At 68.9% G+C, this 26,372-nt stretch carries 23 protein-coding genes; 13 read left to right on the forward strand and 10 right to left on the reverse strand.

The window, feature by feature from the left end; translation table 11 throughout:
* Positions 1 to 157: 157 nt before the first annotated feature.
* Positions 158 to 1,102, forward strand: a complete 945-nt coding sequence (locus CFB45_RS24150) for a LysR family transcriptional regulator (protein WP_089427719.1) — start codon at positions 158 to 160, stop codon at positions 1,100 to 1,102.
* A gap of 235 nt (positions 1,103 to 1,337) precedes the next feature.
* Here CFB45_RS24150 and CFB45_RS24160 read toward each other — a convergent pair whose 3' ends face one another.
* The 4 genes from CFB45_RS24160 to CFB45_RS24175 all read right to left on the reverse strand — a co-directional run bounded on the left by CFB45_RS24160 (position 1,338) and on the right by CFB45_RS24175 (position 5,085).
* Positions 1,338 to 2,606 (reverse strand): NAD(P)/FAD-dependent oxidoreductase, encoded by a 1,269-nt coding sequence (locus CFB45_RS24160; protein ID WP_089427720.1) that lies wholly within the window; start codon positions 2,604 to 2,606, stop codon positions 1,338 to 1,340.
* Entirely contained in the window at positions 2,603 to 2,836 is a 234-nt protein-coding gene (locus tag CFB45_RS24165) for a 2Fe-2S iron-sulfur cluster-binding protein (protein ID WP_012338331.1), read from the reverse strand. The genes CFB45_RS24160 and CFB45_RS24165 overlap by 4 nt, the downstream gene beginning before the upstream one ends.
* 192 nt (positions 2,837 to 3,028) lie before the next feature.
* Positions 3,029 to 4,156, reverse strand: coding sequence for an NAD(P)/FAD-dependent oxidoreductase (locus tag CFB45_RS24170; protein WP_089427721.1), 1,128 nt, complete (start codon positions 4,154 to 4,156; stop codon positions 3,029 to 3,031).
* A complete protein-coding gene (locus CFB45_RS24175; RefSeq protein ID WP_089429122.1) occupies positions 4,153 to 5,085 on the reverse strand; it encodes a 4-hydroxyproline epimerase in 933 nt (310 codons plus the stop codon). Before CFB45_RS24175 ends, CFB45_RS24170 begins: the two co-directional genes overlap by 4 nt.
* Positions 5,086 to 5,336: 251 nt before the next feature.
* Here CFB45_RS24175 and CFB45_RS24180 point away from each other — a divergent pair, with 251 nt between their 5' ends.
* The 5 genes from CFB45_RS24180 to ilvD all read left to right on the forward strand — a co-directional run bounded on the left by CFB45_RS24180 (position 5,337) and on the right by ilvD (position 12,998).
* Positions 5,337 to 6,257, forward strand: coding sequence for a dihydrodipicolinate synthase family protein (locus tag CFB45_RS24180; RefSeq protein ID WP_006484863.1), 921 nt, complete (start codon positions 5,337 to 5,339; stop codon positions 6,255 to 6,257).
* Between the two features lie 232 nt (positions 6,258 to 6,489).
* Positions 6,490 to 8,115: an APC family permease gene (locus CFB45_RS24190; RefSeq protein WP_089427722.1), complete on the forward strand. Its 1,626-nt coding sequence runs from the start codon at positions 6,490 to 6,492 to the stop codon at positions 8,113 to 8,115.
* 75 nt (positions 8,116 to 8,190) lie between these two features.
* Positions 8,191 to 9,774, forward strand: a complete 1,584-nt coding sequence (locus CFB45_RS24195) for an aldehyde dehydrogenase (NADP(+)) (protein ID WP_089427723.1) — start codon at positions 8,191 to 8,193, stop codon at positions 9,772 to 9,774.
* A gap of 1 nt (position 9,775) precedes the next feature.
* Entirely contained in the window at positions 9,776 to 10,798 is a 1,023-nt protein-coding gene (locus CFB45_RS24200; protein ID WP_089427724.1) for an Ldh family oxidoreductase, read from the forward strand.
* A gap of 340 nt (positions 10,799 to 11,138) precedes the next feature.
* Complete coding sequence (gene ilvD, locus CFB45_RS24205) at positions 11,139 to 12,998, forward strand: dihydroxy-acid dehydratase (protein ID WP_089427725.1); 1,860 nt, start codon at positions 11,139 to 11,141, stop codon at positions 12,996 to 12,998.
* A 140-nt stretch (positions 12,999 to 13,138) separates the two neighbouring features.
* Here ilvD and CFB45_RS24210 read toward each other — a convergent pair whose 3' ends face one another.
* Together CFB45_RS24210 and CFB45_RS24215 are read right to left on the reverse strand one after the other, a co-directional pair.
* Positions 13,139 to 13,978: an SH3 domain-containing protein gene (locus CFB45_RS24210; RefSeq protein WP_089427726.1), complete on the reverse strand. Its 840-nt coding sequence runs from the start codon at positions 13,976 to 13,978 to the stop codon at positions 13,139 to 13,141.
* Positions 13,979 to 14,011: 33 nt separating this feature from the next.
* On the reverse strand, positions 14,012 to 14,449 hold the full coding sequence (locus tag CFB45_RS24215) for a hypothetical protein (protein ID WP_089427727.1): 438 nt from the start codon (positions 14,447 to 14,449) through the stop codon (positions 14,012 to 14,014).
* A gap of 297 nt (positions 14,450 to 14,746) precedes the next feature.
* Between CFB45_RS24215 and CFB45_RS24220 the strand changes: the two genes are divergently transcribed.
* Together CFB45_RS24220 and CFB45_RS24225 are read left to right on the forward strand one after the other, a co-directional pair.
* Positions 14,747 to 16,282 carry a sigma-70 family RNA polymerase sigma factor gene (locus CFB45_RS24220; RefSeq protein WP_089427728.1) on the forward strand — a complete coding sequence of 512 codons (1,536 nt, stop codon included), beginning with the start codon at positions 14,747 to 14,749 and terminating at the stop codon, positions 16,280 to 16,282.
* Positions 16,283 to 16,463: 181 nt separating this feature from the next.
* Positions 16,464 to 17,366, forward strand: a complete 903-nt coding sequence (locus tag CFB45_RS24225) for a helix-hairpin-helix domain-containing protein (RefSeq protein WP_089427729.1) — start codon at positions 16,464 to 16,466, stop codon at positions 17,364 to 17,366.
* Between the two features lies 1 nt (position 17,367).
* Here the strand turns inward: CFB45_RS24225 and CFB45_RS39095 are convergent, their stop codons facing one another.
* Positions 17,368 to 17,868: a hypothetical protein gene (locus CFB45_RS39095; protein ID WP_089427730.1), complete on the reverse strand. Its 501-nt coding sequence runs from the start codon at positions 17,866 to 17,868 to the stop codon at positions 17,368 to 17,370.
* 383 nt (positions 17,869 to 18,251) lie between these two features.
* Positions 18,252 to 18,677 carry a helix-turn-helix domain-containing protein gene (locus CFB45_RS24235; RefSeq protein WP_089427731.1) on the reverse strand — a complete coding sequence of 142 codons (426 nt, stop codon included), beginning with the start codon at positions 18,675 to 18,677 and terminating at the stop codon, positions 18,252 to 18,254.
* 140 nt (positions 18,678 to 18,817) lie between these two features.
* On the opposite strand from CFB45_RS24235, the gene CFB45_RS24240 reads away from it, so the two are divergent.
* The gene (locus tag CFB45_RS24240) at positions 18,818 to 19,315 is read left to right on the forward strand and encodes a DUF2938 domain-containing protein (RefSeq protein WP_089427732.1); all 498 of its coding nucleotides are present in this window, start codon (positions 18,818 to 18,820) and stop codon (positions 19,313 to 19,315) included.
* A gap of 258 nt (positions 19,316 to 19,573) precedes the next feature.
* Here CFB45_RS24240 and CFB45_RS24245 read toward each other — a convergent pair whose 3' ends face one another.
* Positions 19,574 to 20,014, reverse strand: a complete 441-nt coding sequence (locus CFB45_RS24245) for a MarR family winged helix-turn-helix transcriptional regulator (RefSeq protein WP_047850156.1) — start codon at positions 20,012 to 20,014, stop codon at positions 19,574 to 19,576.
* 122 nt (positions 20,015 to 20,136) lie between these two features.
* Between CFB45_RS24245 and CFB45_RS24250 the strand changes: the two genes are divergently transcribed.
* Positions 20,137 to 21,666, forward strand: a complete 1,530-nt coding sequence (locus CFB45_RS24250) for a DHA2 family efflux MFS transporter permease subunit (protein WP_089427733.1) — start codon at positions 20,137 to 20,139, stop codon at positions 21,664 to 21,666.
* Between the two features lie 37 nt (positions 21,667 to 21,703).
* Here CFB45_RS24250 and CFB45_RS24255 read toward each other — a convergent pair whose 3' ends face one another.
* On the reverse strand, positions 21,704 to 23,218 hold the full coding sequence (locus CFB45_RS24255) for an acetyl-CoA hydrolase/transferase family protein (protein WP_089427734.1): 1,515 nt from the start codon (positions 23,216 to 23,218) through the stop codon (positions 21,704 to 21,706).
* A gap of 653 nt (positions 23,219 to 23,871) precedes the next feature.
* On the opposite strand from CFB45_RS24255, the gene CFB45_RS24260 reads away from it, so the two are divergent.
* Genes CFB45_RS24260 through CFB45_RS24270 form a run of 3 tightly spaced genes read left to right on the forward strand, consistent with a single transcriptional unit; the run spans position 23,872 to position 26,356 of the window.
* Positions 23,872 to 24,552, forward strand: a complete 681-nt coding sequence (locus CFB45_RS24260; RefSeq protein WP_089427735.1) for a CDP-alcohol phosphatidyltransferase family protein — start codon at positions 23,872 to 23,874, stop codon at positions 24,550 to 24,552.
* Positions 24,549 to 25,358, forward strand: a complete 810-nt coding sequence (locus CFB45_RS24265) for a HalD/BesD family halogenase (RefSeq protein ID WP_089427736.1) — start codon at positions 24,549 to 24,551, stop codon at positions 25,356 to 25,358. The genes CFB45_RS24260 and CFB45_RS24265 overlap by 4 nt, the downstream gene beginning before the upstream one ends.
* On the forward strand, positions 25,355 to 26,356 hold the full coding sequence (locus CFB45_RS24270; protein ID WP_089427737.1) for an HpnL family protein: 1,002 nt from the start codon (positions 25,355 to 25,357) through the stop codon (positions 26,354 to 26,356). Before CFB45_RS24265 ends, CFB45_RS24270 begins: the two co-directional genes overlap by 4 nt.
* The last annotated feature ends 16 nt before the right edge of the window (positions 26,357 to 26,372 follow it).

Below are 26,372 nucleotides of genomic sequence, written 5' to 3' on the forward strand. Positions count from 1 at the left end.
CCTTGGAATCGGCCGATCGGCGTCGGCGCTATGTCGGGGCGGGAACCGTGCTGCAGTCCGTTAGTGGATTTATATTCGACCAAGACATACCCGGTAAAATGGTCAAATCATCTGATCCATATGTTTCTGGATATACCTACTCGCGACGAGGCATGCGATGGACTGGACCCACCGGCTGCGACTGCGGCATCTGCAGGTACTGTTGAGCCTTGCCGGCACCGGCAATCTGAGCCAGTCGGCGGTCGCGCTCGCCACCACGCAGCCCGCGCTGTCGAAATGGCTGAAGGAACTGGAAGAGGATGTCGGGCTGCCGCTGTTCGAACGGCATGCGCGCGGCCTGCGGCCGACGCCGTACGGCGAAGCGCTGATCGAGCATGCGCGCCGCGTCGAAGCGCAGCTCGACGTCGCACGTGACGACATGGCTGCGCTGCGGGAAGGCGGCAGCGGCCTCGTGACGATCGGCACGTCCGGCGTGGCGGCGGCCGACACGGTGCCGCTCGCGGTGTCGCAGTTGCTGAAACGGATGCCGCGAGCGCAGGTGCGGATGACCGAAAGCACGATGAACCAGCTGATGCCGCAGCTCGCACGCAGCGAACTGGATATCGTCGTGGGCCGCTCGGGATCGACCTCCGTCGATCCGCTGCTGCATGCCGAAGCGCTGTATGTCGATCCGGTCGTGTTCGTCGCGCGGCCCGGCCACGCGCTCGCCGGTGCAACGTCGGTCGGCTGGGACGACGTGCTCGCCTACTCGTGGATCGTGTGGCCGTCGGGCACGCCCGTGCACAACGCGCTGGAGGCCGCGCTGTCGGCCGCCGGCCGCGTGCGGCCGCCGCACTGCGTCGAATCGAATTCGTCGATCCTCAACCTCACGCTGCTGAACAACACCGACCTGCTCGGCGTGGCATCGCACCGCGCTGCGCAGCGCTTCGCGCAATTGAACGCGATCCGGATCCTGCCGATGCAGCTCGAGGGCCAAGGCGCGGTGTCGATGTACTGGCACCCCGACAGCGCGAATCGCGCGGCCGTGGCCGCGACGATCGAGTGCCTGCGCGCCTGTGCGGCGCCGCAGGTCGGCGGATGGGAGAAAGTGAAGGTGGAATGAATGGCGCGGCCCGGTGTCAACCGGGCCGTGTTGCCGTGTTGCCGTGTTGCCGTGTTGCCGTGTTGCCGTGTTGCCGTGTTGCCGTGTTGCCGTGTTGCCGTGTTGCCGTGTTGCCGTGTTGCCGTGTTGCCGTGTTGCCGTGTTGCCGTGTTGCCGTGTTGCCGTGTTGCCGTGTTGCCGTGTTGCCGTGGTGCCGTGGTGCCGTGGTGCCGTGGTGCCGTGGTGCCGCGACGCGTCACGCGCCGTCGCAGGATGCCGTACCGTCCAGCATCAGCGTGCCGACCCGCGCGGGCACGAGCGGCGTACGCGGCATCGGCGGCGTCCAGCCGAACAGCGCCTGCGCAGCCGCGCTACACACGCGCCCCTGACACGCGCCCATCCCGCAACGTGACTGCAGTTTCGCGGCCGTCCAGCCCGGCGCTTGCGCGACGGCATCGAAACGCACGTCCTCGCAACGGCACAGCAACGTGTCGGCCCGCGCGAGCCGGCGGATCGATTCGCGGATCGCAAAGCGCTCGCGTACGGCATCGGCAAACACCTGCCAGTGCGCCCGTTGCGTAACCAGCGCGGCCAACGGCGCCGTCTGCCCGGTCGCCGCCAAACCGGCGATTTCGCCTTCGACCATCGCCAGTTCGCTGCCGCCGACGCCCGTGCACTCACCCGCCGCAAAAACACCATCGCGGCTCGTGCGCTGGTGCACATCGACCGCCACCGCGCCATCGTCGATCCGGCAGCCGAGATGACTCGGCAGCGCGGTGTTCGGCACGAGGCCGAAGCCGCACGCGAGCCGGTCGCAGTCGACGTCGAACTCGCGATCGCCCTGACGAATCCGCACGCGTTCGAGCCGCTTGTCGCCGAACGCCTCGACGACATGCGCATCAGGCCGATAGGCGGCGGTGACGAGCTTCGCGGCCTGCGCGAGCTTCGACGGCCAGCGCCACAGCCCTGCCCCGAAACCGGCCACGTCGCCCCATGCGGCCTGTTCGAGCACGTGCGACACGCGCGCGCCAGCCTGACGGGCCGTCGCCGCGCTCGCCAGCAGCAGCGGCCCGCTGCCCGCGATCACCGTGCGCTGCCCGCGCACGTCGAGGCCGTACTTGATCAACGCCTGCAAGCCGCCCGCGCCGGTAACACCCGGCAGCGTCCAGCCCGGAAACGGCAACAGCAGCTCGCGTGCGCCGCAGCAGAGAATCAGCGTGCGGAAATCGAGCAACAGCCCGCGTTCGTCGTCTTCGAGCAGCAGCGTGCCCGGCTGCGTTTCGGCGACGATGCGCGTCGCCGCGAGATGCGTGACGTTCGGCTGCCGCAATACGGCGAGCCGCTCGGCGGCGGCCGGCGTCGGCATCGCCGCCGCGCCTTGCCGCCAGATCTGCCCGCCCGCCCGCGGGTTGTCGTCGACGATCGCAACCGTCGCACCACTGCGTGCGGCGGCCCGCGCGGCCGACAGCCCGGCCGGCCCCGCGCCGACGATCGCGACGTCGACGCTCAATCGTTCCTGTTTCATCGCGTGCGCTCCACCTGCATTCCGTCGCGGCACAGCGTCTGGCAGGCCAGCCGGCGGCGTCCGTCGATCGTCATCCTGCACTCCTGGCAGATTCCCATCCCGCAAAACGGCGCACGCGCCGCACCCGTGCACGACACGCGCGTCGTGTCGTCGCCGCTCGCCGCGACGGCGGCCGCGACGGTCGCGCCGTCGGCCACCGTCAGCGCGCGGCCGTCCAGATGAATGATCATGTCAGCCTCCGCCGGGCCGCCCCAAGGAGGCTGACCGCCCCCGCGGGGGGCAGCGAACGATGAGAGCGTGGGGGTCGTTTCATCTCAGCCTCCGCCGGGCCGCCGCTGCGAGGGGCGCCGTGCATGGGACGGGAGTCAGCTCTGAAGCGCCAACACCGGTCGACAGCGAACGATGAGAGCGTGGGGGTCGTTTCATGTCAGCGCTCCGGCTACGAGGGACGCGCTCAGAAAGCGTCCCGGCAAATACGGTTCGATATCGATGGGCGGCCGTTCGCCGGCCATCAGCGCCGCGACGAGCCGCGCGCTGCCCGGCGCGGTCGTCACGCCGAGCCCTTCATGCCCGACCGCGAGCCACACGCCCGGCCGCGCCGGATGCTCGCCGAGCAGCGGCAGCCCGTCGGGGCTCGCGGAACGGAACCCCGTCCATGCGCGGATCCCGTTCAGGTCGGCCAGGTCCGGCAGATAACCCACCGCGCGGCGCAGCATGCGCGCGAGCACGGGCGGGTCGACTTGCGCGTCCTCGGTGTCGAACTGGCGCGACGAACCGATCAGCAACTGGCCGGTCGGCCGCGGCTGCACGTTGAACGCGACCGACGTGCCGTCGCTCGCATGCGCGCTCGCCGCATAGCCCAGCTCGACGAGCTGGTGCGACACCTGGCCCGGATAGCGGTCGGTAATCAGCAGATGGCCCTTTTTCGGGCGCAGCGGCAACTCGGGCAGCAGCGTGCGCGCGGCGACGCCGTTCGCGACGACCACCCGCTCCGCGCGCAGCGTGTCGCCGCTCGCGAGCGTCACGCTCGGGCCGTCGACCGCGACGGCCCGGTCGCGCCGCAACGTGATGCGCGGCGCGCGCTGCAGCAGCCAGTTCGCGGTGACGGGCGCATAGAGGATCGCGTCGCCGGGAATCTTCAGCGCACCGCCGAGGCCCGCGCGCAGCATCGGCTCCAGCCGCGCGAGCGTCGCCGCGTCGATCAGCTCGCCCGCCACGCCATGCGCGGCCAGCGTCGCCTGCTTCGCGCGCGCCAGATCCATTTCGTGCGCATCGGCGGCGAGCCACAACGTGCCGCAGTTGCGGTACGCGCACCCTTCCGGCATCTCGCCGCTCAGCGCGCGCCACAGTTCGATCGAGTAATGGCTGAGCGCGAGTTCGGCCGCGTTGTCGTCCATTGCGACGAGATGCCCCATGCCCGCGCCGGTTGCCCCGCCGCTCGCGTCGTCGACGACGAGCACGCGCAGCCCGCGCTGCGCGAGTTCGTGCGCGCACGCCGCGCCGACGATGCCGGCGCCGATCACGACGACATCCGTCTTCGTGTCGCTCACGGCGCAATACCCCAGCCGAATGGATCGTCTTCCTCGATCAGCAGCGTCGCTTCCGCGCTCAGGTGCGCACTGCCGCGAATCGTCGGCACGATGCCGCCGTCGGCCACTTCGTAGCTCGCCTGGAACACGCTGCCGATCACGCTCGCCTGCCGCCAAACGGCGCCCGGTTCGAGCTTGCCGTCGGCCGCGAGGCACGCGAGCTTCGCGCTCGTGCCGGTGCCGCACGGTGAGCGGTCGTACGCGAGGCCCGGGCACAGCACGAAGCTGCGGCTGTCGTGCTCGGGATCGTCGACGAACAGCTCGATATGGTCGATCTCGCCGCCGTTCGCGCCGGTGATGCCCGCGCGTTCGAGCCCTTCGCGCACGGCCGACGCATACGCGGTGAGCGCCGCGACGTTGTCGCCGGCAACGCGCTGCCCATGGTCGCTGATCAGGAAGAACCAGTTGCCGCCCCACGCGACGTCGCCCTTCACGGGGCCGTAACCCGGCACGTCGAGCGCGACGCCCTTCGCATGGCGATACGCAGGCACGTTGCGCACGCTGACCGACAGGTCGTCGTGCAGGGTCGCCTCGACGGTGCCGACGGGCGTCTCGATCCGGTGCACGCCGGGCGCGATGCGCCCCATATGGTGCAGCGTACGCACGACACCGATCGTGCCGTGCCCGCACATCCCGAGATAGCCGCTATTGTTGAAGAAGATCACGCCGGCCGCCGCCTCGGGCGACACGGGTTCGCACAGCAGCGCACCGACCAGCACGTCGCTGCCGCGCGGTTCGAGAATGCAGGCGGTGCGGTAGCGGTCGTGCTCGCGCGCGAGCACGTCGCGGCGCTCGGCCATGGTGCCGCTGCCGAGCGCGGGGAAACCGGACACGACGAGCCGAGTGGGTTCGCCGCCCGTGTGCGAATCGATGATCTGGATGCGCTTCATCATGAGCTGTCCGAAGTGGGGAAAGGAGCACAGCTTCCTCCGTCGCGCGTCCGCCCGCTTGTGGCTTTTCGATGAGGACGACGACGAAATCGGCATAGTGCGAAGCGCCCTTCCCGCGCCGTCCGGCCGCTGTGCCGATTTCGTCATTTTGCTCCGCGATACGACTCAAGCGTGATGGGCATTTGCGCGGCGATACTGGTTGCCACACCGACACCTGTCGGCCGACCGATACAAACACGTAGGAGATTGAAGTGAGCCGAAACGCCATTCAGTGGACCGGGGTTTTCCCGGCCGTCAGCACCCAGTTCAAGCCGGACTTTTCCCTCGACATCGATGCCACGCACCGCGTGGTGAAGAACCTGGTGAACGACGGCGTATCGGGCCTCGTGGTCTGCGGCACGGTCGGCGAGAACACGTCGCTGTCGACGAGCGAGAAGCTCCAGGTGATCGAGGCCGCACGCGACGCGGCCGGCGGCAAGATTCCGGTGATCGCCGGCATCGCCGAATTCACGACCGAATTCGCGCGCAACACGGTGCGTGAGGCGCAGCGCGTCGGTGTCGACGGCGTGATGGTGATGCCCGCCCTCGTCTACTCGGCGAAGCCGCACGAAACCGCCGCGCACTTCCGCGCGGTCGCAACCAGCACCGACCTGCCGGTGATGGTCTACAACAACCCGCCGATCTACAAGAACGACGTGACGCCCGACGTGCTGATCGCGCTGCAGGATTGCGAGAACATCGTCTGCTTCAAGGATTCGTCGGGCGATACGCGCCGTTTCATCGACCTGCGCAACGCCGTCGGCGATCGCTTCGTGCTGTTCGCGGGCCTCGACGACGTCGTGGTCGAGAGCATCGCCGTCGGCGCCGAAGGCTGGGTGTCGGGCATGTCGAACGCGTTCCCGAAGGAAGGCGAGACGCTGTTCCGCCTCGCGAAGCAGAAGCGCTTCGACGAAGCGCTCGCGCTGTATCGCTGGTTCATGCCGCTGCTGCACCTCGACGCGCGCCCCGACCTCGTGCAGTGCATCAAGCTGTGCGAAGAGCTGGTCGGCCGCGGCAGCGCGATCACGCGCCCGCCGCGCCTCGCGCTGCAGGGCGACACGCTCGCGGAAGTGAAGGCCATCGTCGCGAAGGCGCTCGAAACGCGCCCGGCGCTGCCCGACGTCGGTCTCTGACCGACTTCCCCTGCGGCGGCACGCGGGCTTTCCCCCTGCGCGCCGCCGTCTTCGGTCCGGCATGGCCTGCGGGCCCGTTCATACCGGCGCCCGAGCGCGCCGCGCGTGAACGCCCCGCAGCCCGCCCCGGTCGTTCGAACCGGGCGACGCCGGCCGGCAGGCTGGCGCCGCTGCTCCGTCGGAGCGCGGCGCACCTCGAGCCTGTGCCGACATTCCTCCAGGAGACACGCCCATGCCAGGCCAAGGCAACGCTCACCCGTCTGTCCCGCTTTCCCGTTCCGCGCACCCCGACGCGGGTCACGGCAAGTTCAAGAAACAGCTGTCGCTGACCGATCTCACGTTCATCGGTCTCGGCGCCATTTTCGGTTCGGGGTGGCTGTTCGCCGCGAGTCACGTGTCGACGATCGCGGGCCCGGCCGGCATCTTCTCGTGGCTGCTCGGCGGCTTCGCGGTGCTGCTGCTCGGCATCGTCTACTGCGAACTCGGCGCCGCGCTGCCGCGCGCGGGCGGCGTCGTGCGCTACCCGGTGTTCTCGCACGGCCCGCTGCTCGGCTACCTGATGGGCTTCATCACGCTGATCGCCTTTTCGAGCCTGATCGCGATCGAAGTCGTCGCCGCGCGCCAGTATGCGGCCGCGTGGTTTCCGGGCCTGACCGTCGCAGGATCGAGCGACCCGACCACGCTCGGCTGGCTCGTGCAGGCCGCGTTGCTGGGCTTCTTCTTTTACCTGAACTATTCGAGCGTGAAGACGTTCGCGAAGGCGAACAACATCATCAGCCTCTTCAAGTTCATCGTGCCGCTGGCGGTGATCGCGGTGCTGTTCACGTTCTTCAAGCCCGCGAACCTGACGATCCAGGGCTTCGCGCCGTTCGGTATGCCAGGCATCGAGATGGCCGTGTCCGCCGGCGGCATCATCTTCGCGTACCTCGGGCTCACGCCGATCGTGTCGGTCGCGAGCGAGGTGCGCAATCCGCAGCGCACGATCCCGATCGCGCTGATCCTGTCGATCCTGCTGTCGACGCTGATCTACGTGCTGCTGCAGCTCGCGTTCATCGGCAGCATCCCCACCGACATGCTCGCCGCCGGCTGGCACGACGTGAGCAAGGCGTTCTCGCTGCCGTACCGCGACATCGCGCTGGCGCTCGGCGTCGGCTGGCTCGCGGTGATGGTCGTCGCCGACGCGATGATCTCGCCGAGCGGCTGCGGCAACATCTACATGAACGCGACGCCGCGCGTGGTCTACGGCTGGGCGAAGACGGGCACGTTCTTCAAGGTGTTCACGCGCGTCGACGAAGCATCGGGCATTCCGCGCGCGGGCCTGTGGCTCACGTTCGGCCTCGCGATCTTCTGGACGCTGCCGTTCCCGTCGTGGGAAGCGCTGATCAACATCGTGTCAGCCGCGCTGGTGCTGAGCTATGCGGTCGCCCCCGTCTCGGTCGCCGCCCTCCGACGCACCGCACCCGACCTGCCGCGGCCGTTCCGCGCCAGCGCATTCGGCATCACCGGCCCCGCGTCGTTCGTGATCGCCGCGCTGATCGTCTACTGGTCGGGCTGGAGCACGGTGTCCTGGCTGCTCGGCCTGCAGATCGTGATGTTCGTGATCTATCTCGCGTGCCGTCGCTGGGTGCCGACCGCGCACCTTAGCCTCGCCGAGCAGGTGCGCTCGTCCGCGTGGCTGATCGCGTTCTATGCCGCGATGATCGTGCTGTCGTATCTCGGCGGCTTCGGCGGCACGGGCCAGCTTGCCCATCCGTACGACACGGTCGTCGTCGCGGCCGTCGCGCTCGTCATCTATTACTGGGGGGCGAACACCGGCGTGCGCTCGGAGAAGCTGCAACTCGACGACGACGAGGACTGACGCACTCGTTCCTTCTCCCATGATCCCTTCGGCCGGGCGCTCCACGCCCGGCTCCTGTTTTTCCCGAGGAAAACCATGCAACTCACAGGTCAGCTCCTGATCGGCCCATCCGCCGTCGCCGGACAGAACGGCACCCTCCACGCGATCGCCGCCGCCACCGGCGAACGGCTCGAACCCGCCTTCGGCGGTGCGAGCCTGCACGACCTGGAAACGGCCTGCGCGCTCGCCGACGACGCCTTCGACACCTATCGCGAAACGTCGCTCGAAGCCCGCGCCGCGTTTCTCGACGCGATCGGCCGCCACATCACGGCGCTCGGTGACGACCTGATCGAGCGCTGCGTCATCGAAACGGGCCTGCCGCGCGCGCGCATCGAAGGCGAGCGCGGCCGCACGGTCGGCCAGCTCGCGCTGTTCGCGTCGCTCGTGCGCGACGGCGCCTTTCTCGACGCGCGCATCGATCCGGCGCGCCCCGAGCGCAAGCCGCTGCCGCGCGTCGACCTGCGCCTGCGCAACGTCGCGGTCGGGCCCGTCGCCGTGTTCGGTGCGTCGAATTTCCCGCTCGCGTTCTCGGTCGCCGGCGGCGATACCGCGTCGGCGCTCGCGGCCGGCTGCCCGGTGATCGTCAAGGCGCATTCGGCGCATCCGGGCACGTCGGAACTCGTCGGCCGCGCAATCCAGCAAGCCGCGCGCGAATGCGGGATGCCGGCCGGCGTGTTCTCGCTGCTGTTCGACGCGTCGCGCGAGATCGGCCAGGCGCTCGTCGCCGATCCGCGCATCAAGGCCGTCGGCTTCACCGGCTCGCGCCGCGGCGGCGTCGCGCTGATGCACATCGCGGCCGCGCGCCCCGAGCCGATTCCCGTCTATGCGGAAATGAGCTCGATCAATCCCGTGCTGCTGTTTCCCGCCGCGCTCGACGCGCGCCACGATGCGATCGCGCCGCAGTTCGTCGCGTCGCTCACGCTCGGCGCAGGACAGTTCTGCACGAACCCGGGCCTCGTGCTCGCCGTCGACGGGCCCGGGCTGCGCGCGTTCGAGGAAACGGCCGCCGCTGCGGTGCGTGCCGCGCCCGCGCAAACGATGCTGACGCCGCCCATCCACGCCAGCTACGAACAGGGCGTCGCGGCGCTGCGCGATCACGCGGCCGTCGAGCTGCTCGCACAAGGCGCCGAAGGCAACCGCCTGCAGGCCCGCGCGGCACTGCTCGCGACCTCGGCCGACGCGTTCGTCGCGCATCCCGAATTGCGAGAAGAAGTGTTCGGCCCCGCTTCGCTGATCGTGCGTTGCCCGGACGCCGACACGCTGCATCGCGTGCTGAAGTCGCTCGAAGGCCAGCTGACGATCGCGGCACACCTCGCCGATGGCGACGCGCCGCTGTTCGCCGCGCTGCGCCCGCGGCTCGAGCGCAAGGCCGGCCGCATTCTCGTCAACGGCTTCGGCACGGGTGTCGAGGTCGGCCATGCGATGGTGCACGGCGGCCCGTTCCCGGCCACGTCCGACACGCGCACGACGTCCGTCGGCGCACGCGCGATCGAGCGCTTCCTGCGCCCGGTGTCGTATCAGGACCTGCCTGATGCGCTGCTGCCGGACGCGATCCGCAACGGCAATCCGCTGAACGTGCCGCAACGTATCGACGGCGTGCCCGCGCCGCGGGAGGCGTGAGATGACCGCCTCCACCGACGAAATCGTCCTGTCGCTCGATGACGTCCACGCGCTCGCGCTGCGCGTGCTGACGCACAACGGCATGTCCGACGCGCATGCGCGTGCCATCGCCAACGTGATCACGCAGGGCCAGCGCGACGAATGCCATTCGCATGGCGTGTACCGGCTGCTCGTCTGCGTGCGTTCGCTGAAGAAGGGCAAGGTCGATCCGCAAGCCGTGCCGACGCTGCGCCGGTTGTCGTCGTCGATCGTCTCGGTCGACGCACATCGCGGCTTTTCGCTGCTGGGCTTCGAGACCGGCCTGCCGGTGCTCGTCGAGATGGCGAAGCAGCACGGCATCGCCGCGATGACGATCAACCACTGCTACCACTTCTCCGCGCTGTGGCCGGAGGTCGAGGCCATCGCGGCCGAGGGGCTGGTCGGCATCGCGATGAACCCGAGCCATAGCTGGGTTGCACCGGAAGGCGGCAAGGAGCCGGTGTTCGGCACGAACCCGATCGCGTTCGCATGGCCGCGCCCGGGCGGCGTGCCGTTCGTGTTCGATTTCGCGACGAGCGCGATCGCGCGCGGCGACATCGAGCTGCATGCGAAGCAAGGCAAGGCGATCCCGCCGGAATGGGCGATCGACGCTGACGGCCGGCCGACCACCGATCCGAAAGCCGCGCTGCAGGGCGCGATGCGCACGTTCGGCGGCCACAAGGGTTCGGCGCTCGCGGCGATGGTCGAACTGCTCGGCGGCGCGCTGATCGGCGACATGACGAGCCGGGAATCGATGGACTTCGACGAAGGCGTCGGCGCGACGCCGTGCCACGGCGAGCTCGTGATCGCATTCGACCCGAAGGTGTTCCTCGGCGACGATCTCGACACGGGGCTCGCGCGCGGCGAACGGATGTTCGAATCGATCGTCGCGCAGGGTGCGCGGCTGCCGTCGCAACGCCGCTTCGACGCCCGCGCGCGCAGCATCGCGAACGGCGTGAGGATTCCGAAGGCGCTGTACGACGAGATCCTGACGCTGCTCGACTGACGCGCGATCGAGCGGCGCGGCTTCGTCGTCGGCAAGACGGGCGATGAAGCCGCTGCTGGGCTCCGCTGGCGATGGCCGGCTTCCGGCTTCGCGTGCTCCCGCCATTCCGTCTTCGCGCCGCGCTTTGTTCGGTTCTTTCGGCCTGTGCGCCCACGCGCTGCCCGCCGCGCCCCACCCGCGCCGGTCGGCCTTGCCCGCCGGCGCCGCGCGCCCGGCGGCTGTGGGATAATCACGAAGTTTGCCCAGGGCGCAGCTCAAGAGGTTGTTTGCACGGGCGCGAGAGAGGCCTTTATTCCCCGTGCCTCCACCCTTTTCCCGCGATATTTCTTCAGCAACGACCATGCCCACTTACCGTTCCAAAACCTCCACCGCTGGCCGCAACATGGCAGGGGCGCGCTCGCTCTGGCGCGCCACCGGCATGAAAGACGACGATTTCTCGAAGCCGATCATCGCGGTCGTCAACTCGTTCACGCAGTTCGTGCCGGGGCACGTGCACCTGAAGGATCTCGGCCAGCTCGTCGCGCGCGAGATCGAGGCGGCCGGCGGCGTCGCGAAGGAATTCAACACGATCGCGGTCGACGACGGCATCGCGATGGGCCACGACGGCATGCTGTATTCGCTGCCGAGCCGCGACATCATCGCCGACTCGGTCGAATACATGGTGAACGCGCACTGCGCGGACGCGATGGTCTGCATCTCGAACTGCGACAAGATCACGCCGGGGATGCTGATGGCCGCGATGCGCCTCAACATCCCGGTGATCTTCGTGTCGGGCGGCCCGATGGAAGCGGGCAAGACGCGCCTCGCGAACCCGGTCACCAAGGCCATCGAGGTGAAGAAGCTCGACCTCGTCGACGCGATGGTGATCGCGGTCGACCCGTCGTATTCCGACGCCGAAGTCGCCGAAGTCGAACGCTCGGCCTGCCCGACCTGCGGTTCGTGCTCGGGCATGTTCACCGCGAACTCGATGAACTGCCTGACCGAAGCCCTCGGCCTGTCGCTGCCCGGCAACGGCACGGTGGTGGCCACCCACGCCGACCGCGAGCAACTGTTCAAGCGCGCCGGCCGTCGCATCGTCGAACTCACCCGCCAGCACTACGAGCAGGACGACGAACGCGTGCTGCCGCGCTCGGTGGGCTTCAAGGCATTCGAGAACGCGATGACGCTCGACATCGCGATGGGCGGTTCGACCAACACGATCCTGCACCTGCTGGCGATCGCGCAGGAAGCCGGCATCGACTTCACGATGAAGGACATCGACCGCCTGTCGCGCGTCGTGCCGCAGCTGTGCAAGGTCGCGCCGAACACGAACAAGTACCACATCGAGGACGTGCACCGCGCAGGCGGCATCATGGCGATCCTCGGCGAGCTCGACCGCGCCGGCAAGCTGCACACCGACGTGCCGACCGTGCACGCGCCGTCGCTGAAGGACGCGCTCGACCAGTGGGACATCGTCCGCACGCAGGACGACGCGGTCCGCACGTTCTACCAGGCCGGCCCGGCCGGGATCCCGACGCAGGTCGCGTTCAGCCAGAACACGCGCTGGCCGAGCCTCGACCTCGATCGCGCCGAAGGCTGCATCCGCTCGTACGAGCATGCGTTCTCGAAGGAAGGCGGCCTCGCCGTGCTGACGGGCAACATCGCGGTCGACGGCTGCGTGGTGAAGACGGCCGGCGTCGACGAGAGCATCCTCGTGTTCGAAGGCACGGCACACGTGACCGAATCGCAGGATGAGGCAGTCGACAACATCCTGAACGACAAGGTCAAGGCCGGCGACGTGGTGATCGTGCGCTACGAAGGCCCGAAGGGCGGCCCCGGCATGCAGGAAATGCTCTACCCGACCAGCTACATCAAGTCGAAGGGCCTCGGCAAGGCATGCGCGCTGCTGACGGACGGCCGCTTCTCGGGCGGTACGTCGGGCCTCTCGATCGGCCATTGCTCGCCGGAAGCGGCAGCGGGCGGCGCGATCGGCCTCGTGCGCGACGGCGACAAGATCCGCATCGACATCCCGAACCGCACGATCGACGTGCTGGTGTCGGACGACGAACTGGCGCGCCGCCGCGAAGAGCAGAACGCCAAGGGCTGGAAGCCGGCGCAGCCGCGTCCGCGCAAGGTGTCCGCTGCGCTGAAGGCCTACGCGAAGCTGGTCATGTCCGCCGACAAGGGTGCGGTGCGCGACCTGTCGCTGCTCGACGACTGATTGGGGTAGCAACTAGCAAGGCCGGCTGCTTGTAACACGTAGCCGGTCAGGCTGCGGGCCGTCGCCCGCTCGCCCGATCCAGAAGCCGCTCTCCGGAGCGGCTTTTTTTCGTCCTGCGCCGACCGAATGCATCGGCATCGTCAGTGACGGAATTCTTCCGGGCCGCCGCCTCCGCCACCACCGTGGCTTCCGCCGCCGTTCCCGCCGCCTTGCGGACGCCCACCGCCGCCACCCCAACCACCGCCCGGGTGCACCGGTACCGGCATCGAACGGCCCTCACCGCCCGGCGCGGGAGGCGGACGCATGACGGCGGCCGGTGGCGGATGCATGACGGCCTGCGGCGGCGCTGCCGGACGCGGATTGCCGGCTGCACCCGGCATCGGCGCAGGCGCAGGCGCCGGCGCGGGCGCAGCCGGCGGCGGCGTGCGAATCGCGCCGTTCCAGCCGCCGCGTGCAGCGGACGGCCGCGCGTCATGCACGGGCGGCGGTCCGCCCGGTGCGGCCTGCGGCGGCCCACCCGGTTGCGGGCGCCCCTGTCCCGGCGGCACGCCGCCCGGGCCGAGCCGCGGTTCCGCTCGGTGTTCCCACCGATCGCGGTCATGGAACCAGGGGCGGTGACGGTAGTAGCGATCCCAGTACGCACCGATCGCGAACCCCGTGATCGGCACGCCGACGATCGCGCCATATTCGAGCAGCGGCGCATAACCGCCCTGGTACGGATAGTCGATCAGTTGCGCGTCGATCCAGCCGCGCACGCCCGGCAGCGCGACGTCGCACCACGTGTAGTCGCTCAGGCAGCCGAACACGTCCAGCGCGGTGCCCGGCGGAATCTGCGCGACGACCGGATAGTCGGGCGCGGGCCCGGCGAACAGTTCGGCCGGCGAATTCGTGTAGCCGGTGCTCTGTGCCTGTGTAATATCCGGCGCGGCCGCCAGGCCGAGCAGGACGACGCACAGGCTACGGACAATCGTGTTCCTCATGATGCTCTCCCGCGCGGTGCCGCCGCGCGCCGGTCAGTGCCGATGCCCGCCCCAGCCGCCGCCCCAGTGGCCGCCGCCCCACGGACGATGCCCGTACCCGCCGCGTCCACGCCAGCCGCCGCCCCATCCGCCCCAGAAGCCGACCGAGATCGCCGGTGCGCCCCAGCCGTACCAGCCCGGGTAATACGCGGGGGCATAGTACGGATACGGATAGGGATACGGTGGCGGATAGGCCGGCGCGACGTAGACGGGCGCCGGATCGACCACCGGCGGCGCGACCGCCGCCGCAGCCGGGCCCGGCGCAGTGGTGGCCGGCGCAGCCGGCGTGACGGGGATCTCGCGCTGCGTCAGCGTGGCCGGCGCCGGTGTGTAGTACGGCGCATAGCCATACGGACTCGTGTAATAACAGCCGCCGAGGGCCAGCGTCGTCAATGCGAATACCGCATACCTCGCGGCAGGAATCGGGGTCATCGGTTGCTCCGGCAGAATCCACGCGTCGCCGCCAGGCGCGCGCCTGACTCTAGCTTACGTCCCCTGCAGATTTCCGCCCGGTATGATCGGTTACTTTTTGTTTCGTGCACCGGACGGGCGCGCGGGCACGCCGCATGCTGGCACGTCTGCCGCACCCGCGTTGAAGTTCGCGCAAATGCCCTCAACTTGAACGATGTCAGGCTGGCCGGCGCGGACGGGGTTCGCGAGCAACCGGCGGCCCGAAACCAGCGGACTTCGGCCCGCCCAGACAGGAACGCGGCTCACGCCGCCATCGACATGACTACGCCACGGCCCACTCCCCGGGCGGACACGCCGCTCGATCCGATCATCCAGTTGCTGGCGCTCGCCGGCGAACAGGGTTATCTGACCCACGCCGACCTCGTCGACGCGCTGCCGCCCGAAAGCGACAGCCCCGACGCGCTCGACGTCGTGCGCGCCGCGCTCGCCGACATCGGCATCGCCGTGCTCGACGAGCCGGCCGCGCCTGCGCCGTTCGCCGGTTCGGCGCCTGTCGACGTCGATCGCGATGCGCTCGACGAAGGCCGCGCGATGCTCGGCGACCTCGCACGCGGCACGAGCGCGTCGACCGATCCGCTCGCCCTCTACATGCGCCGCATGCAGGCGGTGCCGCTGCTCACACGCGAAGGCGAAATCGTGCTGGCGCGCGAGATCGAGACGGGCCGCCACCAGATCCTGCACGCGCTCGCCGGCTATCCGGCGGCGGTGGACGCGCTGCTCGCGCGTCATCGCGCCCCGGTTTCGACCCGCGCAGCCGGGTCGTCCGACGACGACGCCGGCGACACGCCTGCGCCCGCCAGCTACGACGCGCTGCAGGCGGCCGTCGCGGCCTTGCGCGGCGCATTGCACGCGCACGGCTACCGTTCAGACGAATACCGTGACGCACGCAACCACGTCGCCGCCCTGCTCGGCTCGATCGCGTGGGTCGCACCGGCCGTCGACGACGCGAGCGGCGTCGTGCGCACGCTCGTGTCCGCGCCGCATCGCGCCGCGGCGGGCGAAGCCGCCTGCTTCGACACGGTCGCGCGGCGGGCACTCGCAGCCGCGCTCACCGACGGCCAGCAGAAAGTGCGCGACGCCACGCGCGCGATGCTCGAAGCGAACCTGCGGCTCGTGCTGTCGATCGCGCGCAAGTACATGAACCGCGGCGTCGACCTGCCCGATCTCGTGCAGGACGGCAGCCTCGGCCTGATGCGCGCGATCGAGAAATTCGAATACCGGCGCGGGTTCAAGTTCTCGACCTATGCGACCTGGTGGATCCGCCAGGCGATCGCGCGCGCGGTCGCGGATCGCGCCCGCACGATCCGCGTGCCCGTGCACGTCGGCGACCAGTACCAGCGGGTGCAGCGGCATGCGCTGCGTTTTCGGCAGCGCACGGGCCGCCGGGCGACGCCGGCCGACCTCGCCGCCGAAACCGGCCTCGACGAGGACAAGCTGCGCGCGGTGCTCGCGCTGCCTGCCGAGCCCGTGTCGCTCGACGCGCCGCTGCCCGACGCGGACACCGGCCTCGTCGAGCTGATCGAGGACCAGGCGTCGGCCAGCCCGTTCGAGCAACTGGCCGACACGCGGATGCGCGAATGCGTGAGGTCGCTGCTCCGGTCGGTCACGCCGGCCGAGGCAGACGTGCTGCGCCGGCGGTTCGGGCTCGGCGGCGCCGAGCCTGACACCTACGACGCGATCGCGCAGGACGCGGGCATGTCGCGCGAACGCGTGCGGCAGATCGAGAAGCGGGCGCTCGCCGCGTTGCGCACGGCCGCCGAGGCCGAAAACGCGCAGTCGTTCCTCGACGCGTGACCGCCTCACGCGACGCACGGTCGTGCCGCTTTCCGGCACGACCGTGCGCGTCGAACCTGTGCTACGGTTGCCATTGACGTGCGTCAAGTTTTCTTCATCGCGTGTCGCGACAATGATGAAAGGCCGACCGGCGCATCGTTCGCCGTGTCCATTCCGTTTGTGCTTCCCCGGATCCCTCGCCATGCAGACGACCGTCAGCCAAACGTTCGAGGAAAACCGGCATATCGCGGCCTGCCTGCGCGAGGCGGCGCAGCGGCTGGCTGACCAGGGCGCGAATCCGTACCGGGTCGCCGCGTACCGCGCGTCGGCCGAGACGGTCGACGCGCTCGACCTCGACATCCGCTCCCTGTTCGAATCCGGTGGCGTCGATGCGCTCGGGATGCTGCCCGAGGTCGGCACGGGCGTCGCCCAGGCGATTGCCGAGCTGCTGGTGACGGGGCGCTGGCGCCAGCTCGACCGGCTGTGCGGCGACGCCGAACGCACCTCCGCGTTCGAAGCGGTGCCGGGCATCGGCCACGCGCTCGCGCTGCGCATTCACGACCTGCTGCACATCGATACGCTCGAGGAACTCGAACGCGCGGCCCGCAACGGCCAGCTCGAAACGATCTCGGGCGTCGGCCCGCGGCGCGCGGCCGGCATCCGCGCCGCGCTCGACGACGTGCTGAGCCGCCGCCGGCGCTGGCAGGGCCACGTGCAGGACGCCGGCCGCGGCACGGAGCCGCCCGTCGAACTGCTGCTCTACATCGACCGCCTGTACCGCAACAAGGCCGCCGCCGGCGTGTTGCCGACGCCTGGCGTCGTACAACGCGTCACCGCGCATCGGCGCCCGAATGCGGACGACTACGTGCCGCTGCCCGTGATGCACATGACCAAGGGCGGCTGGCATTTCACCGCGCTGTGCCTGCATGCCGCGATGCGCACGCCGGAGGCGTCCCGCCCGACGGACTGGGTCTCGCTCTATTTCTACGACGCCCTGCAACGCGAGCATCAGCGGACCGTCTTCACCGAAACGTACGGCTCGCTCGTCGGCAAGCGCATCGTGCGCGGGCGCGAGCAGGAATGCCGCGTGTACTACGCGGGATGACTCAGTCGTCGCCGGTTTCGTCGACGTCGAACGGGACGTCGAGCACCGACGCGACTTCGCGACATGCATGGGTGAGCACGCGCGATCGGCGGCCGGAATAATCTGCCGCGAGATAGAACCAGGTCGAATGCGGCCCGCAATCGTCTTGACTGTTCCGTTTCGGTACGTCGAACCAGAACTTCACCATGTAGCCGCCCTTCCAGCGAACCGGAATCACCTGCGTGAGCTGCATTCTCGTGATTGCACCGTGGCGGAACCGGATGGTGTCGTCACCGACGCGGAACCCCGACCACGCGCCGTCGTTCGACACGAACACGGTCAGCATTTCGTCCGGCAGCACGACGGTCGGGGCGTCTTCCTGGGCCAGCTCGGCCGTCGACACCATCGCCGCCCCCGAACCGTCGCGCCCCGTCTCGACATCCACGTACGCTTCGATCGTCAGCTTCGCCTTGTCGTAGAAACTGCGCGTGACGTCGGACCGCACGGCGTCGGCGATCAGCACCAGTTGCTAGAATCGTGCACGCTCGCCGTATCGAAACGGCACATCGGGTGCGTCGCCGGGCTCGTCAGCCAGTTCGTCCTCCGGACTATCGGTCCGTACAGGCGGAGCGGCCATGACAGGCGGTTCAATGCCCCCGCACCGCCGAGTCACCCAATCGATTCCCAACGCCAGCAGCACTTGCGGCGTCACCATCACGACGGCCACCGTCGCGAGCCCGGCGAGCACCCCGTAATGCGGCGCGACCCGCGATGCCGCATACGCGGCAGGAAACACAAGCAAAATCCACACGCTGCAACCCCGTTGTTCCAGTTTGCGATGTCTGGCACCGCATGACTCCGCGCATCACCCTGCCATCGGCCAACCCGCCGATGCATACTCGCCGCCTACGCACCCTCCGTCTTCGTGCGGCGGGCCGGATGGCGATGCGCGGCGATCCGCAGCAGCTTCTGGAACGACGGGCATTCGAGATGGTTCGATGCCGGGCACACGGCCGCATGCCGCAACGCATCGCGCACGGCGCCGAGACGGCGGATCGTGCGGTCGAGTTCGTCGGCCTTGCCGTCGAGCTTCGCGCGATCGATCGCAGGCATGCCGTCCGTGCCGACCATCGCGAGGATGTCGTCGAGCGAAAAGCCGGCCTCGCGGCCCAGTGCGATCAGCGCCAGGCGCTCCAGCACCGACTCGTCGTATTGCCGCCGCAGCCCGTGGCGGCCGATCGGGACGATCAGCCCCTTTTCCTCGTAGTAGCGCAGCGTCGACGCGGGCAATCCCGAGCGTCGCGCCACCTCGGCAATGTCCAGCCGGCTCATGCTTGACCTCAAGTGAACTTGAGGTTGCAAGATAGTCGTTCGACTCGATGAAGACAAGCCCGGATCGCCATGAAACCGTTGAAACCACGCCGTATTCCGCTGCACCGCGCAGCCTGTTCCCTTCTCTGCGGAGGCACGCGATGAGCCTGCCCGACGTCCTGCCCGACCTGCTGCTGATCGGCACGGGCGCCACGCTCGTGATGGATCTGTGGACACTGTTCCGGCGGCGTGCATTCGGCATTCCGTCGCTCGACTATGCGCTGGTCGGCCGCTGGATCGGCCACATGATGCACGGCCGGTTCCGGCATGCGTCGATCGGAGCCGCGGCGCCCGTGCCGGGCGAACGTGCGCTCGGCTGGATCGCGCATTACGCGATCGGCATCGCGTTCGCGGCACTGCCTCTCCTGATCGCCGGCCCGGCGTGGATCGACGCGCCGACCCCGCTCCCCGCGCTAGTCGCCGGCCTCGCCAGCGTCGTCGCACCGTTCTTCGTGATGCAGCCCGCGTTCGGTTTCGGCATCGCGGCGTCGCGCACGCCGAACCCGGGCGTCGCGCGCCGGCGCAGTCTCATCACGCATCTGTCCTACGGTGTGGGGCTTTATCTGGCTGCGTACACGCTCGCGGCACTGACCCGTTGAGCAGATGGACTTCCGGAGGCCGTAACAGCTAGCGTCGGCTCAACCGAGCCGACGTCGATACCCACGCAAGCGCTTCGTCGAACATGGCGAGCGTATCGTCTCGTGTGCCAGCCGGACGACGGCCACGCCGGGCATCGGCACCCGCGCAACGGCGACGACAACGCCGCGTGCCGGCATGCGGGCAAACGCCGCATGCTCGCGCGCTGCCGCCCGGTGCTTTCAAGTCGTTCATCCGGCCCGCCCGACCGGCGGGCCACGTCACTCCCCGCCGCAATCGATCAGGTTGTGGCGCACGCGCCCGAGCAGCCGCACCAGCGTGTCGCGCTCGTCGGGCGTGAAGCCGCGCAGCCCGTCGTCGGCGACGGTGTCACCCACTTCGAGCATCTGCGGAAAGATCTCGCGCGACTTGTCGGTCAGCCGGATCACGAATGCGCGGCGGTCGTCGTCGTTCGCGATGCGCTCGATCCAGCCATAGCTTTCCATCCGGTCGAGCAACCGCGTGAGCGAGATCGGCGCGATCTCGAGCCATTCGGCGAGCCGCGCCTGATTCATCTCGCCCTTCCACGTCAGGTACGCGAGCACGCGGCTTTGCGCCCGGGTCAGCCCGATGCGCTTCGCGCGCCGGTCGAACAGGCGTCCGTTCAGGCGGGCGACATCGGCGATCAGATAGCCGATCCGGTTCTCGTAAGTCTTGTCCATCCGGCGATTATAGGGGTCAAGCCGGCCATGCCTCGGCGATAAGCGGATATATAATAAGCGTGCTTATAATTCCAGCCATACCGGATCGCCGCCCACGGCGACCGCCCCGTGGAGACACCCGCTTGAACCCCGCCGCCGACGCCCCCGCCTCGCCCGCCCTGAACCGGCCGATGCTGACCCTGTCGATCATGCTCGCCACGCTGATCCAGACCCTCGACAGCACGATCGCGAACGTCGCGCTGCCGCACATGCAGGGCACGCTGTCCGCGTCGCAGGACGAGATCACATGGGTGCTGACCTCGTATATCGTCGCCGCGGCGATCGCGACCCCGCTCACCGGCTGGCTGTCCGACCGGCTCAGCGTGAAACGGCTGCTGATCGTGTCGATCGCGGGCTTCACGGTCGCGTCGGCGCTGTGCGGGCTGTCCGAGACGCTCGTGCAGATCGTTGGCGCGCGCCTGCTGCAGGGCGTATTCGGCGCCGCGCTGGTGCCGCTGTCGCAGTCGATCCTGCTCGACATCAATCCGCGCGAGAAACAAGGCCAGGCGATGGCGATCTGGGGAATGGGCGTGATGGTCGGCCCGATCCTCGGCCCGACGCTCGGCGGCTGGCTCACCGACAGCTACAACTGGCGCTGGGTGTTCTTCATCAACGTGCCGATCGGCGCGTTCGCGCTCGCCGGCGTGATGACCTTCCTGCCCGCACGCGCGCCGCGCCCGCACGTGAAGTTCGACGCGTTCGGCTTCGCGACGCTGGCGCTCGCGATCGGCGCGTTCCAGGCGATGCTCGACCGCGGCGAACAACTCGACTGGTTCGGCTCGTACGAGATCCGCATCGAGGCGATCGTCGCGGCACTCAGCTTCGCGTTCTTCCTCGTGCATACGGCGACCGTCGGCAAGGCGTCGTTCTTCAAGTCGGAACTGCTGCGCGACCCGAACTTCGCGACGGGCACGCTGTTCATCTTCGTGGTCGGCGCGGTGCTGTACGCGACCCGCGCGCTGCTGCCGCCGATGCTGCAGAACCTGATGGGCTACCCGGTCGCGACGACGGGCCTCGTCACCGCGCCAAGCGGCGCCGGCACGATGATCGCGATGCTGTTCGTCGGCAGGCTGCTGAAATACGTGGATGCGCGGATGCTGCTGCTCGCGGGGCTGGCGATTTCCGCGCTCGCGCTCTGGCAGATGATGCAGTACACGGTCGTGCTGTCCGAAGCGGACATCGTGTGGCCGGGCGTGGTGCAGGGCTTCGGGCTGGGGCTCGTGTTCGTGCCGCTGAGCGCGCTGTCGTTCTCGACGCTGCCGCCCGACCTGCGTGCGGACGGCACGGCCACCTACAGCCTGATGCGCAACATCGGCAGCAGTATCGGCATCTCGATCGTGCAGACGCTGATGACGCGCAACACCCAGGTCGCGCATGCCGACCTCGCGACCCACATCACGCCGTTCAACCCGGCCGTGCAGGCGATGGTCGGCAGCCGCGTCGACATCGCGCTGCTCGACCGCACGATCAACCAGCAGGCGTCGATGATCGCGTACCTGAACGACTTCAAGCTGATGTTCGTCGCGACGCTGCTGATGATTCCGCTGTTGCTGCTGATCCGCCCGCCGCAGAAGGCGGCGAGCGTGGAAATCGCGCACGCGGCGATGGATTGACGGGCGCACGCGCGGCGCGCGCCCGCTTCGCCCCGCGTCAGGCCTTCATCGTGCCCGTGCGCACGTAGCGCTCGTGCCACGACAGCGCCTCGGCGAGCAGGTGCGGCGTGTGCTTGCCGAAGCTTTCGCGCGACGCACGCTCGAAGTAGTCCTCGAGCATCGGCCGGTAGTCGGGATGCGCGCAGGTCGCGATGACCTTGCGTGCGCGCTGCTTCGGCGACAGGCCGCGCAAGTCCGCGAGACCCTGCTCGGTGACGACCACCGCGACGTCGTGCTCGGTGTGATCGACGTGGCTCGCCATCGGCACGATCCGCGAGATCGCGCCGCCCTTCGCGGTACTCGCAGACATGAAGCACGACAAGTAGCCGTTGCGCGCGAAGTCGCCCGAGCCGCCGATGCCGTTCTGGATCTTCGTGCCCATCACGTGCGTCGAGTTCACGTTGCCGTAGATGTCGGCCTCGATCATCCCGTTCATCGCGATGCAGCCGAGCCGGCGCACGAGCTCCGGATGGTTGCTGATCTCCTGCGGGCGCAGCACGATCTTCTCGCGGAACGTCGCGATTTCGTCGGCGAAGCGCTGCACGGCGGCCGGGCTCAGCGACAGCGCGGTGGCCGACGCGAAGCTCAGCGTGCCGTCCTGCAGCAGGTCGAGCATGCCGTCCTGAATCACTTCCGTGTACGCGGTCAGGTTCGAGAAGCCGGCCGAGCTGAGCTCAGCGAGCACCGCGTTCGTGATGTTGCCGACGCCCGACTGCAGCGGCAGCAGGTTTTCCGGCAGGCGGCCGCGCTTCACTTCATGGCGCAGGAAGTCGATCAGTTGCAGCGCGATCTGCTTGGACGTCGCGTCCGGCGCGGAGAACGCGTTGCTGCGATCCGGCGCATCCGTCTCGACGATCGCGACGATCTTGTCGGCCGGGCAGCGCAGGTACGGCTCGCCGATCCGGTCGCCGCTCTTCGTCAGCGGAATCGGCTTGCGGTGCGGCGGCAGCGCGGTGCCGTAATAGACGTCGTGCATCCCGTCGAGGCCGAGCGGCTGGCGCGAGTTGACCTCGAGGATCACGTGCTTCGCGCGTTCGAGCCAGGTCTTGTTGTTGCCGATCGACGCGGACGGAATCAGCAGCCCGTCCTCGCGGATGCCCGCGACTTCGACGATCGCGACATCGAGATCGCCGTACAGCCCGAACCAGGCGTACTGCGCGACATGGCTCAGGTGGACGTCCTGGTAGTCGACTTCGCCGCCGTTGATCTTGTCGCGCAACGTCGGGTCGGACTGGTACGGCAGGCGCATCGAGATGCCGTTGGTGCGGGCGAGCGCGCCGTCGAGTTCCGGCGCGGTCGACGCGCCCGTCAGCACGTTGATCCGGAAGTCCTCGCCGCGCGTGTGCGCCGCGTCGATGTGGGCGGCAAGCGCGGCCGGGACGGCCTTCGGATAGCCGGAGCCCGTGAAGCCGCTCATGGCGACGGTCATGCCGGGACGGATCAGCGCGGCGGCTTCGTCGGCGGTGCGGACGAGCGAACGCAGGGCGGGAGCGAGGATGCGTGATGAAGACATGGCTGGTTTCTGACGCTTGGGGTCTGTCGTTGACGTCGCGAGGGGTGTCTCCTGAGCGACATGAAGCCCTTGGGGCCGCGAGGGGCGGCCGGCACCACAGGCACGGTCGGAGTATCGCAGAGGCCATCGCCGCAAAATGTCCGCTAAATGCAAAAGATCCTTGCCGGATTTGCCGGGTATCGAACGACCGTTCTGTGACAGGCGTGCCGTTTAAATCGGATGCACACGAAAGGTGCGCGAAAGCATCGGGCGAACGACCGGTCGCCGATCGACAACTCACGCGCATCAATCGAAGAATTTCCACTGCGCTTTATCGCCTGCGGATCAGCAATGACCGACGCCCGTCCGGCGCGGCCAATTGTCGCCCGATGCGGCTTGTCCCGACCTGACGCACGTCAAGCTCGCACGCGCCTCGCGACGCGCGGCGGGAAGCGCGAAAAGCGCCGCCGCACCGGCCTGTGAGGCCCGTCCGTCCTTGACAGTCGCGCGTTGCGAACCACACTGGAATACGGATGCCGCCGCCCCGTCTGGCCGCCCTTTCGCGCACGCTTTTTTCGGCCGGCCGATCGCCGCAAGACGCGGTAACACTCCCTCATGTCAGGACATTGATCGAATAAAAAGCACCAAATTACAATTCCGTATATATTTCGCCGATGGACCAAAGAAAAACCGCCACACGTTCCGAACCGCCCCTGCCGCGCACCTGGGATGCGCGGCTGGCGCGCTCGCTTGTCCGACCGCTCGTCGACACGCCCGTCACCCCGAATCACCTCACTACCGTTCGCCTGCTGATCGGCCTCGCCGGCGCCTGGTGCCTCGCGCACGGCGGCTTCGGCTGGAGCAATGCAGGCGCGCTCCTGATCGTGCTGTCGAACTTCGTCGACCACACCGATGGCGAGCTCGCGCGCATCAGCGGGAAATCCAGCAAGATCGGTCATTTTTACGACCTCGCGGCAGACGCGCTCGTCACGGTCGCGCTGTTCGTCAGCATGGGCGTCGGCATCGTCGCCCAGGGCGGCCAGATGGCTGCGTCGCCGGTGCTGCTCGGCGCGGTGGCCGGCGCGGCCGTCGCGCTGATCTTCTTCCTGCGCATGCGGATCGAATCGTTCGCCGGCAAGGCCGGCACCAAGCAGGCATTCGCCGGCGGCTTCGAGACCGAAGACGTGCTGTACCTGCTGCCGCTCGTGACGCTGTTCGACGGCGTCGAGCCGTTCCTGCTCGCGGCGTCGATCGGCGCCCCGCTGTTCGCGGCGTGGGTCGTGTTCGACTGGTGGCGCATCGTTCGGCGCGGCAACGTTTCGCAGAACCCTACTGAAATCCAGGCTTCCAAATGACTCCTAGCACGCGCGACGACTCCGTGCTGAGCCCGGCACGCCCCGCGCCCGTGCGCGCGGCCGCGGCCGACCCCGATCGCACCGTGGCCGACCGTGTCGGCCAGCTCGACCTCGACCGCCTGCGCGGCGACTACACGCGCCAGGGCTCGTTCCTTTATCTCGACACCTTCCTGCCGGCCGACGCGCACGCGGAACTGGCCGACGCCGCCCGCGCGCTGCAGGCCGGCCTGAACCGCAATTACCTGCCCGGCCACAAGCAGGGCGGCAGCGTCAGCCGTCATACGATCGACGAGCAGGCGCCGTACATCGCCGAGCTGTATCGCTCGAAGGCACTGATCTCGTTCCTCGAGAAAGTCACGGGCGACAAGCTGATGCTGTCGCCGGACGACGATCCGCACGCATACGCGCTGTATTACTACACGAAGCCCGGCGACCACATCGGCTGGCACTACGACACGTCGTACTACGACGGCCGCCGCTACACGCTGCTGATCGGCGTGATCGACGAATCGTCGTGCCGGCTCGACTACGAGCTGCACACACGCAATCCGGACGTAGCCGACGAGCCGGGCTCCGTGCAGATCGCCGACGGCGGCATCGTGCTGTTCGACGGCGACAAGCTGCGCCACCGCATCACGCCGCTCGGCCAGAACGAGATGCGCGTGTCGCTCACGTTCGAATACGTGACGAACCCCGGCATGCGGCCGTGGAAGCGCTTCATCTCGAACATGAAGGACGCGATCGCGTATTTCGGTTTCCGCCAGGTGTTCAAGCAACTGGCGACGCGACGCACGAGCGGGTCATGACACGCGCGGGCCTCATCCTGCTGTCCCTCGGGACCGCACTCTTCATCGCACTGCTGGCCTGGCAGGGCGTCGGCGCCGTGGCGTCCACGTTCCTCGCGGCCGGCTGGGGGCTCGCGCTCGTCGCGGCGTTCCACGTCGTGCCGCTCGCGATCGACGCGGTCGCGATCTCCGTGATGTTCCGCCCCGGCCAGCCGGGCGCCGAGCTCGGCAACGCGCTGCGCGCGCGCTGGGTCGGCGAATCGGTGAACAGCCTGCTGCCCGCCGGGCAGATCGGCGGCCCCGTGCTGATGGTGCGCCACCTCGCGCAGCGCGGCACGCGGATGGCCGACGCGGCGGCAGCCGTCACGGTCAGCACGACGATGCAGGCGCTCGCGCAGATGGCGTTCGCGCTGATCGGCATCGCCGCGTTCAGCCTGTATGCGACGCACGAATCGGTCGCGCACCTGCGCACGCCCGCGCTGATCGCCACCGGCGTGCTCGGCGCCCTCGCCGTCGCGTTTTATGCGGCGCAGCGGCGCGGGCTGTTCGGCCGCGGCCTGCGCCTCGCGTCGAAGCTGCTCGGCCCGCGCGACTGGTCGTCGCTGGCCACCCGAGCCGATGCGATCGACGACGCGGTCGGCGCGCTGTACCGCGATCGTGCGAAGGTCGCGAAGACGTTCGCATTGAGTCTCGTCGGCTGGATCGTCGGCACCGCCGAAGTGTGGCTCGCGCTGCACTTCCTCGGGCATCCGGTGAGCTGGCTCGACGCGCTGCTGCTCGAGAGCGTCGGCCAGGCCATTCGTGGCGCGGCCTTCGCGATCCCGGGCTCGCTCGGCGCGCAGGAAGGCGGCTACCTGCTGCTCGCGCCGCTGGTCGGACTGCCGCCCGACGCGGCGCTCGCGCTGTCGCTTGCGAAACGCGCGCGCGAACTCGCGCTCGGCCTGCCCGGCCTGCTCTATCTGCATTTCAGTGAAAGAAACTGGCAGCGGCGCCGTGCGCCGCAGCCGCTCGCCGACTGATCGTTCAGATCCGCCG

Origin of the sequence: Burkholderia sp. HI2500 (genome assembly GCF_002223055.1) — a bacterium.
Classification (GTDB): Bacteria; Pseudomonadota; Gammaproteobacteria; order Burkholderiales; family Burkholderiaceae; genus Burkholderia.

Excerpts from the sequence above, each read along its gene's own strand:
- CFB45_RS24150 (WP_089427719.1), top strand. The coding sequence starts at position 158 with ATGGACTGGACCCACCGGCTGCGACTGCGGCATCTGCAGGTACTGTTG.
- CFB45_RS24160 (WP_089427720.1), bottom strand. The coding sequence starts at position 2,606 with ATGAAACAGGAACGATTGAGCGTCGACGTCGCGATCGTCGGCGCGGGG.
- CFB45_RS24165 (WP_012338331.1), bottom strand. The coding sequence starts at position 2,836 with ATGATCATTCATCTGGACGGCCGCGCGCTGACGGTGGCCGACGGCGCG.
- CFB45_RS24175 (WP_089429122.1), bottom strand. The coding sequence starts at position 5,085 with ATGAAGCGCATCCAGATCATCGATTCGCACACGGGCGGCGAACCCACT.
- CFB45_RS24190 (WP_089427722.1), top strand. The coding sequence starts at position 6,490 with ATGCCAGGCCAAGGCAACGCTCACCCGTCTGTCCCGCTTTCCCGTTCC.
- CFB45_RS24195 (WP_089427723.1), top strand. The coding sequence starts at position 8,191 with ATGCAACTCACAGGTCAGCTCCTGATCGGCCCATCCGCCGTCGCCGGA.
- CFB45_RS24200 (WP_089427724.1), top strand. The coding sequence starts at position 9,776 with ATGACCGCCTCCACCGACGAAATCGTCCTGTCGCTCGATGACGTCCAC.
- ilvD (WP_089427725.1), top strand. The coding sequence starts at position 11,139 with ATGCCCACTTACCGTTCCAAAACCTCCACCGCTGGCCGCAACATGGCA.
- CFB45_RS24210 (WP_089427726.1), bottom strand. The coding sequence starts at position 13,978 with ATGAGGAACACGATTGTCCGTAGCCTGTGCGTCGTCCTGCTCGGCCTG.
- CFB45_RS24215 (WP_089427727.1), bottom strand. The coding sequence starts at position 14,449 with ATGACCCCGATTCCTGCCGCGAGGTATGCGGTATTCGCATTGACGACG.
- CFB45_RS24220 (WP_089427728.1), top strand. The coding sequence starts at position 14,747 with ATGACTACGCCACGGCCCACTCCCCGGGCGGACACGCCGCTCGATCCG.
- CFB45_RS24225 (WP_089427729.1), top strand. The coding sequence starts at position 16,464 with ATGCAGACGACCGTCAGCCAAACGTTCGAGGAAAACCGGCATATCGCG.
- CFB45_RS24235 (WP_089427731.1), bottom strand. The coding sequence starts at position 18,677 with ATGAGCCGGCTGGACATTGCCGAGGTGGCGCGACGCTCGGGATTGCCC.
- CFB45_RS24240 (WP_089427732.1), top strand. The coding sequence starts at position 18,818 with ATGAGCCTGCCCGACGTCCTGCCCGACCTGCTGCTGATCGGCACGGGC.
- CFB45_RS24245 (WP_047850156.1), bottom strand. The coding sequence starts at position 20,014 with ATGGACAAGACTTACGAGAACCGGATCGGCTATCTGATCGCCGATGTC.
- CFB45_RS24255 (WP_089427734.1), bottom strand. The coding sequence starts at position 23,218 with ATGTCTTCATCACGCATCCTCGCTCCCGCCCTGCGTTCGCTCGTCCGC.
- CFB45_RS24260 (WP_089427735.1), top strand. The coding sequence starts at position 23,872 with ATGGACCAAAGAAAAACCGCCACACGTTCCGAACCGCCCCTGCCGCGC.
- CFB45_RS24265 (WP_089427736.1), top strand. The coding sequence starts at position 24,549 with ATGACTCCTAGCACGCGCGACGACTCCGTGCTGAGCCCGGCACGCCCC.
- CFB45_RS24270 (WP_089427737.1), top strand. The coding sequence starts at position 25,355 with ATGACACGCGCGGGCCTCATCCTGCTGTCCCTCGGGACCGCACTCTTC.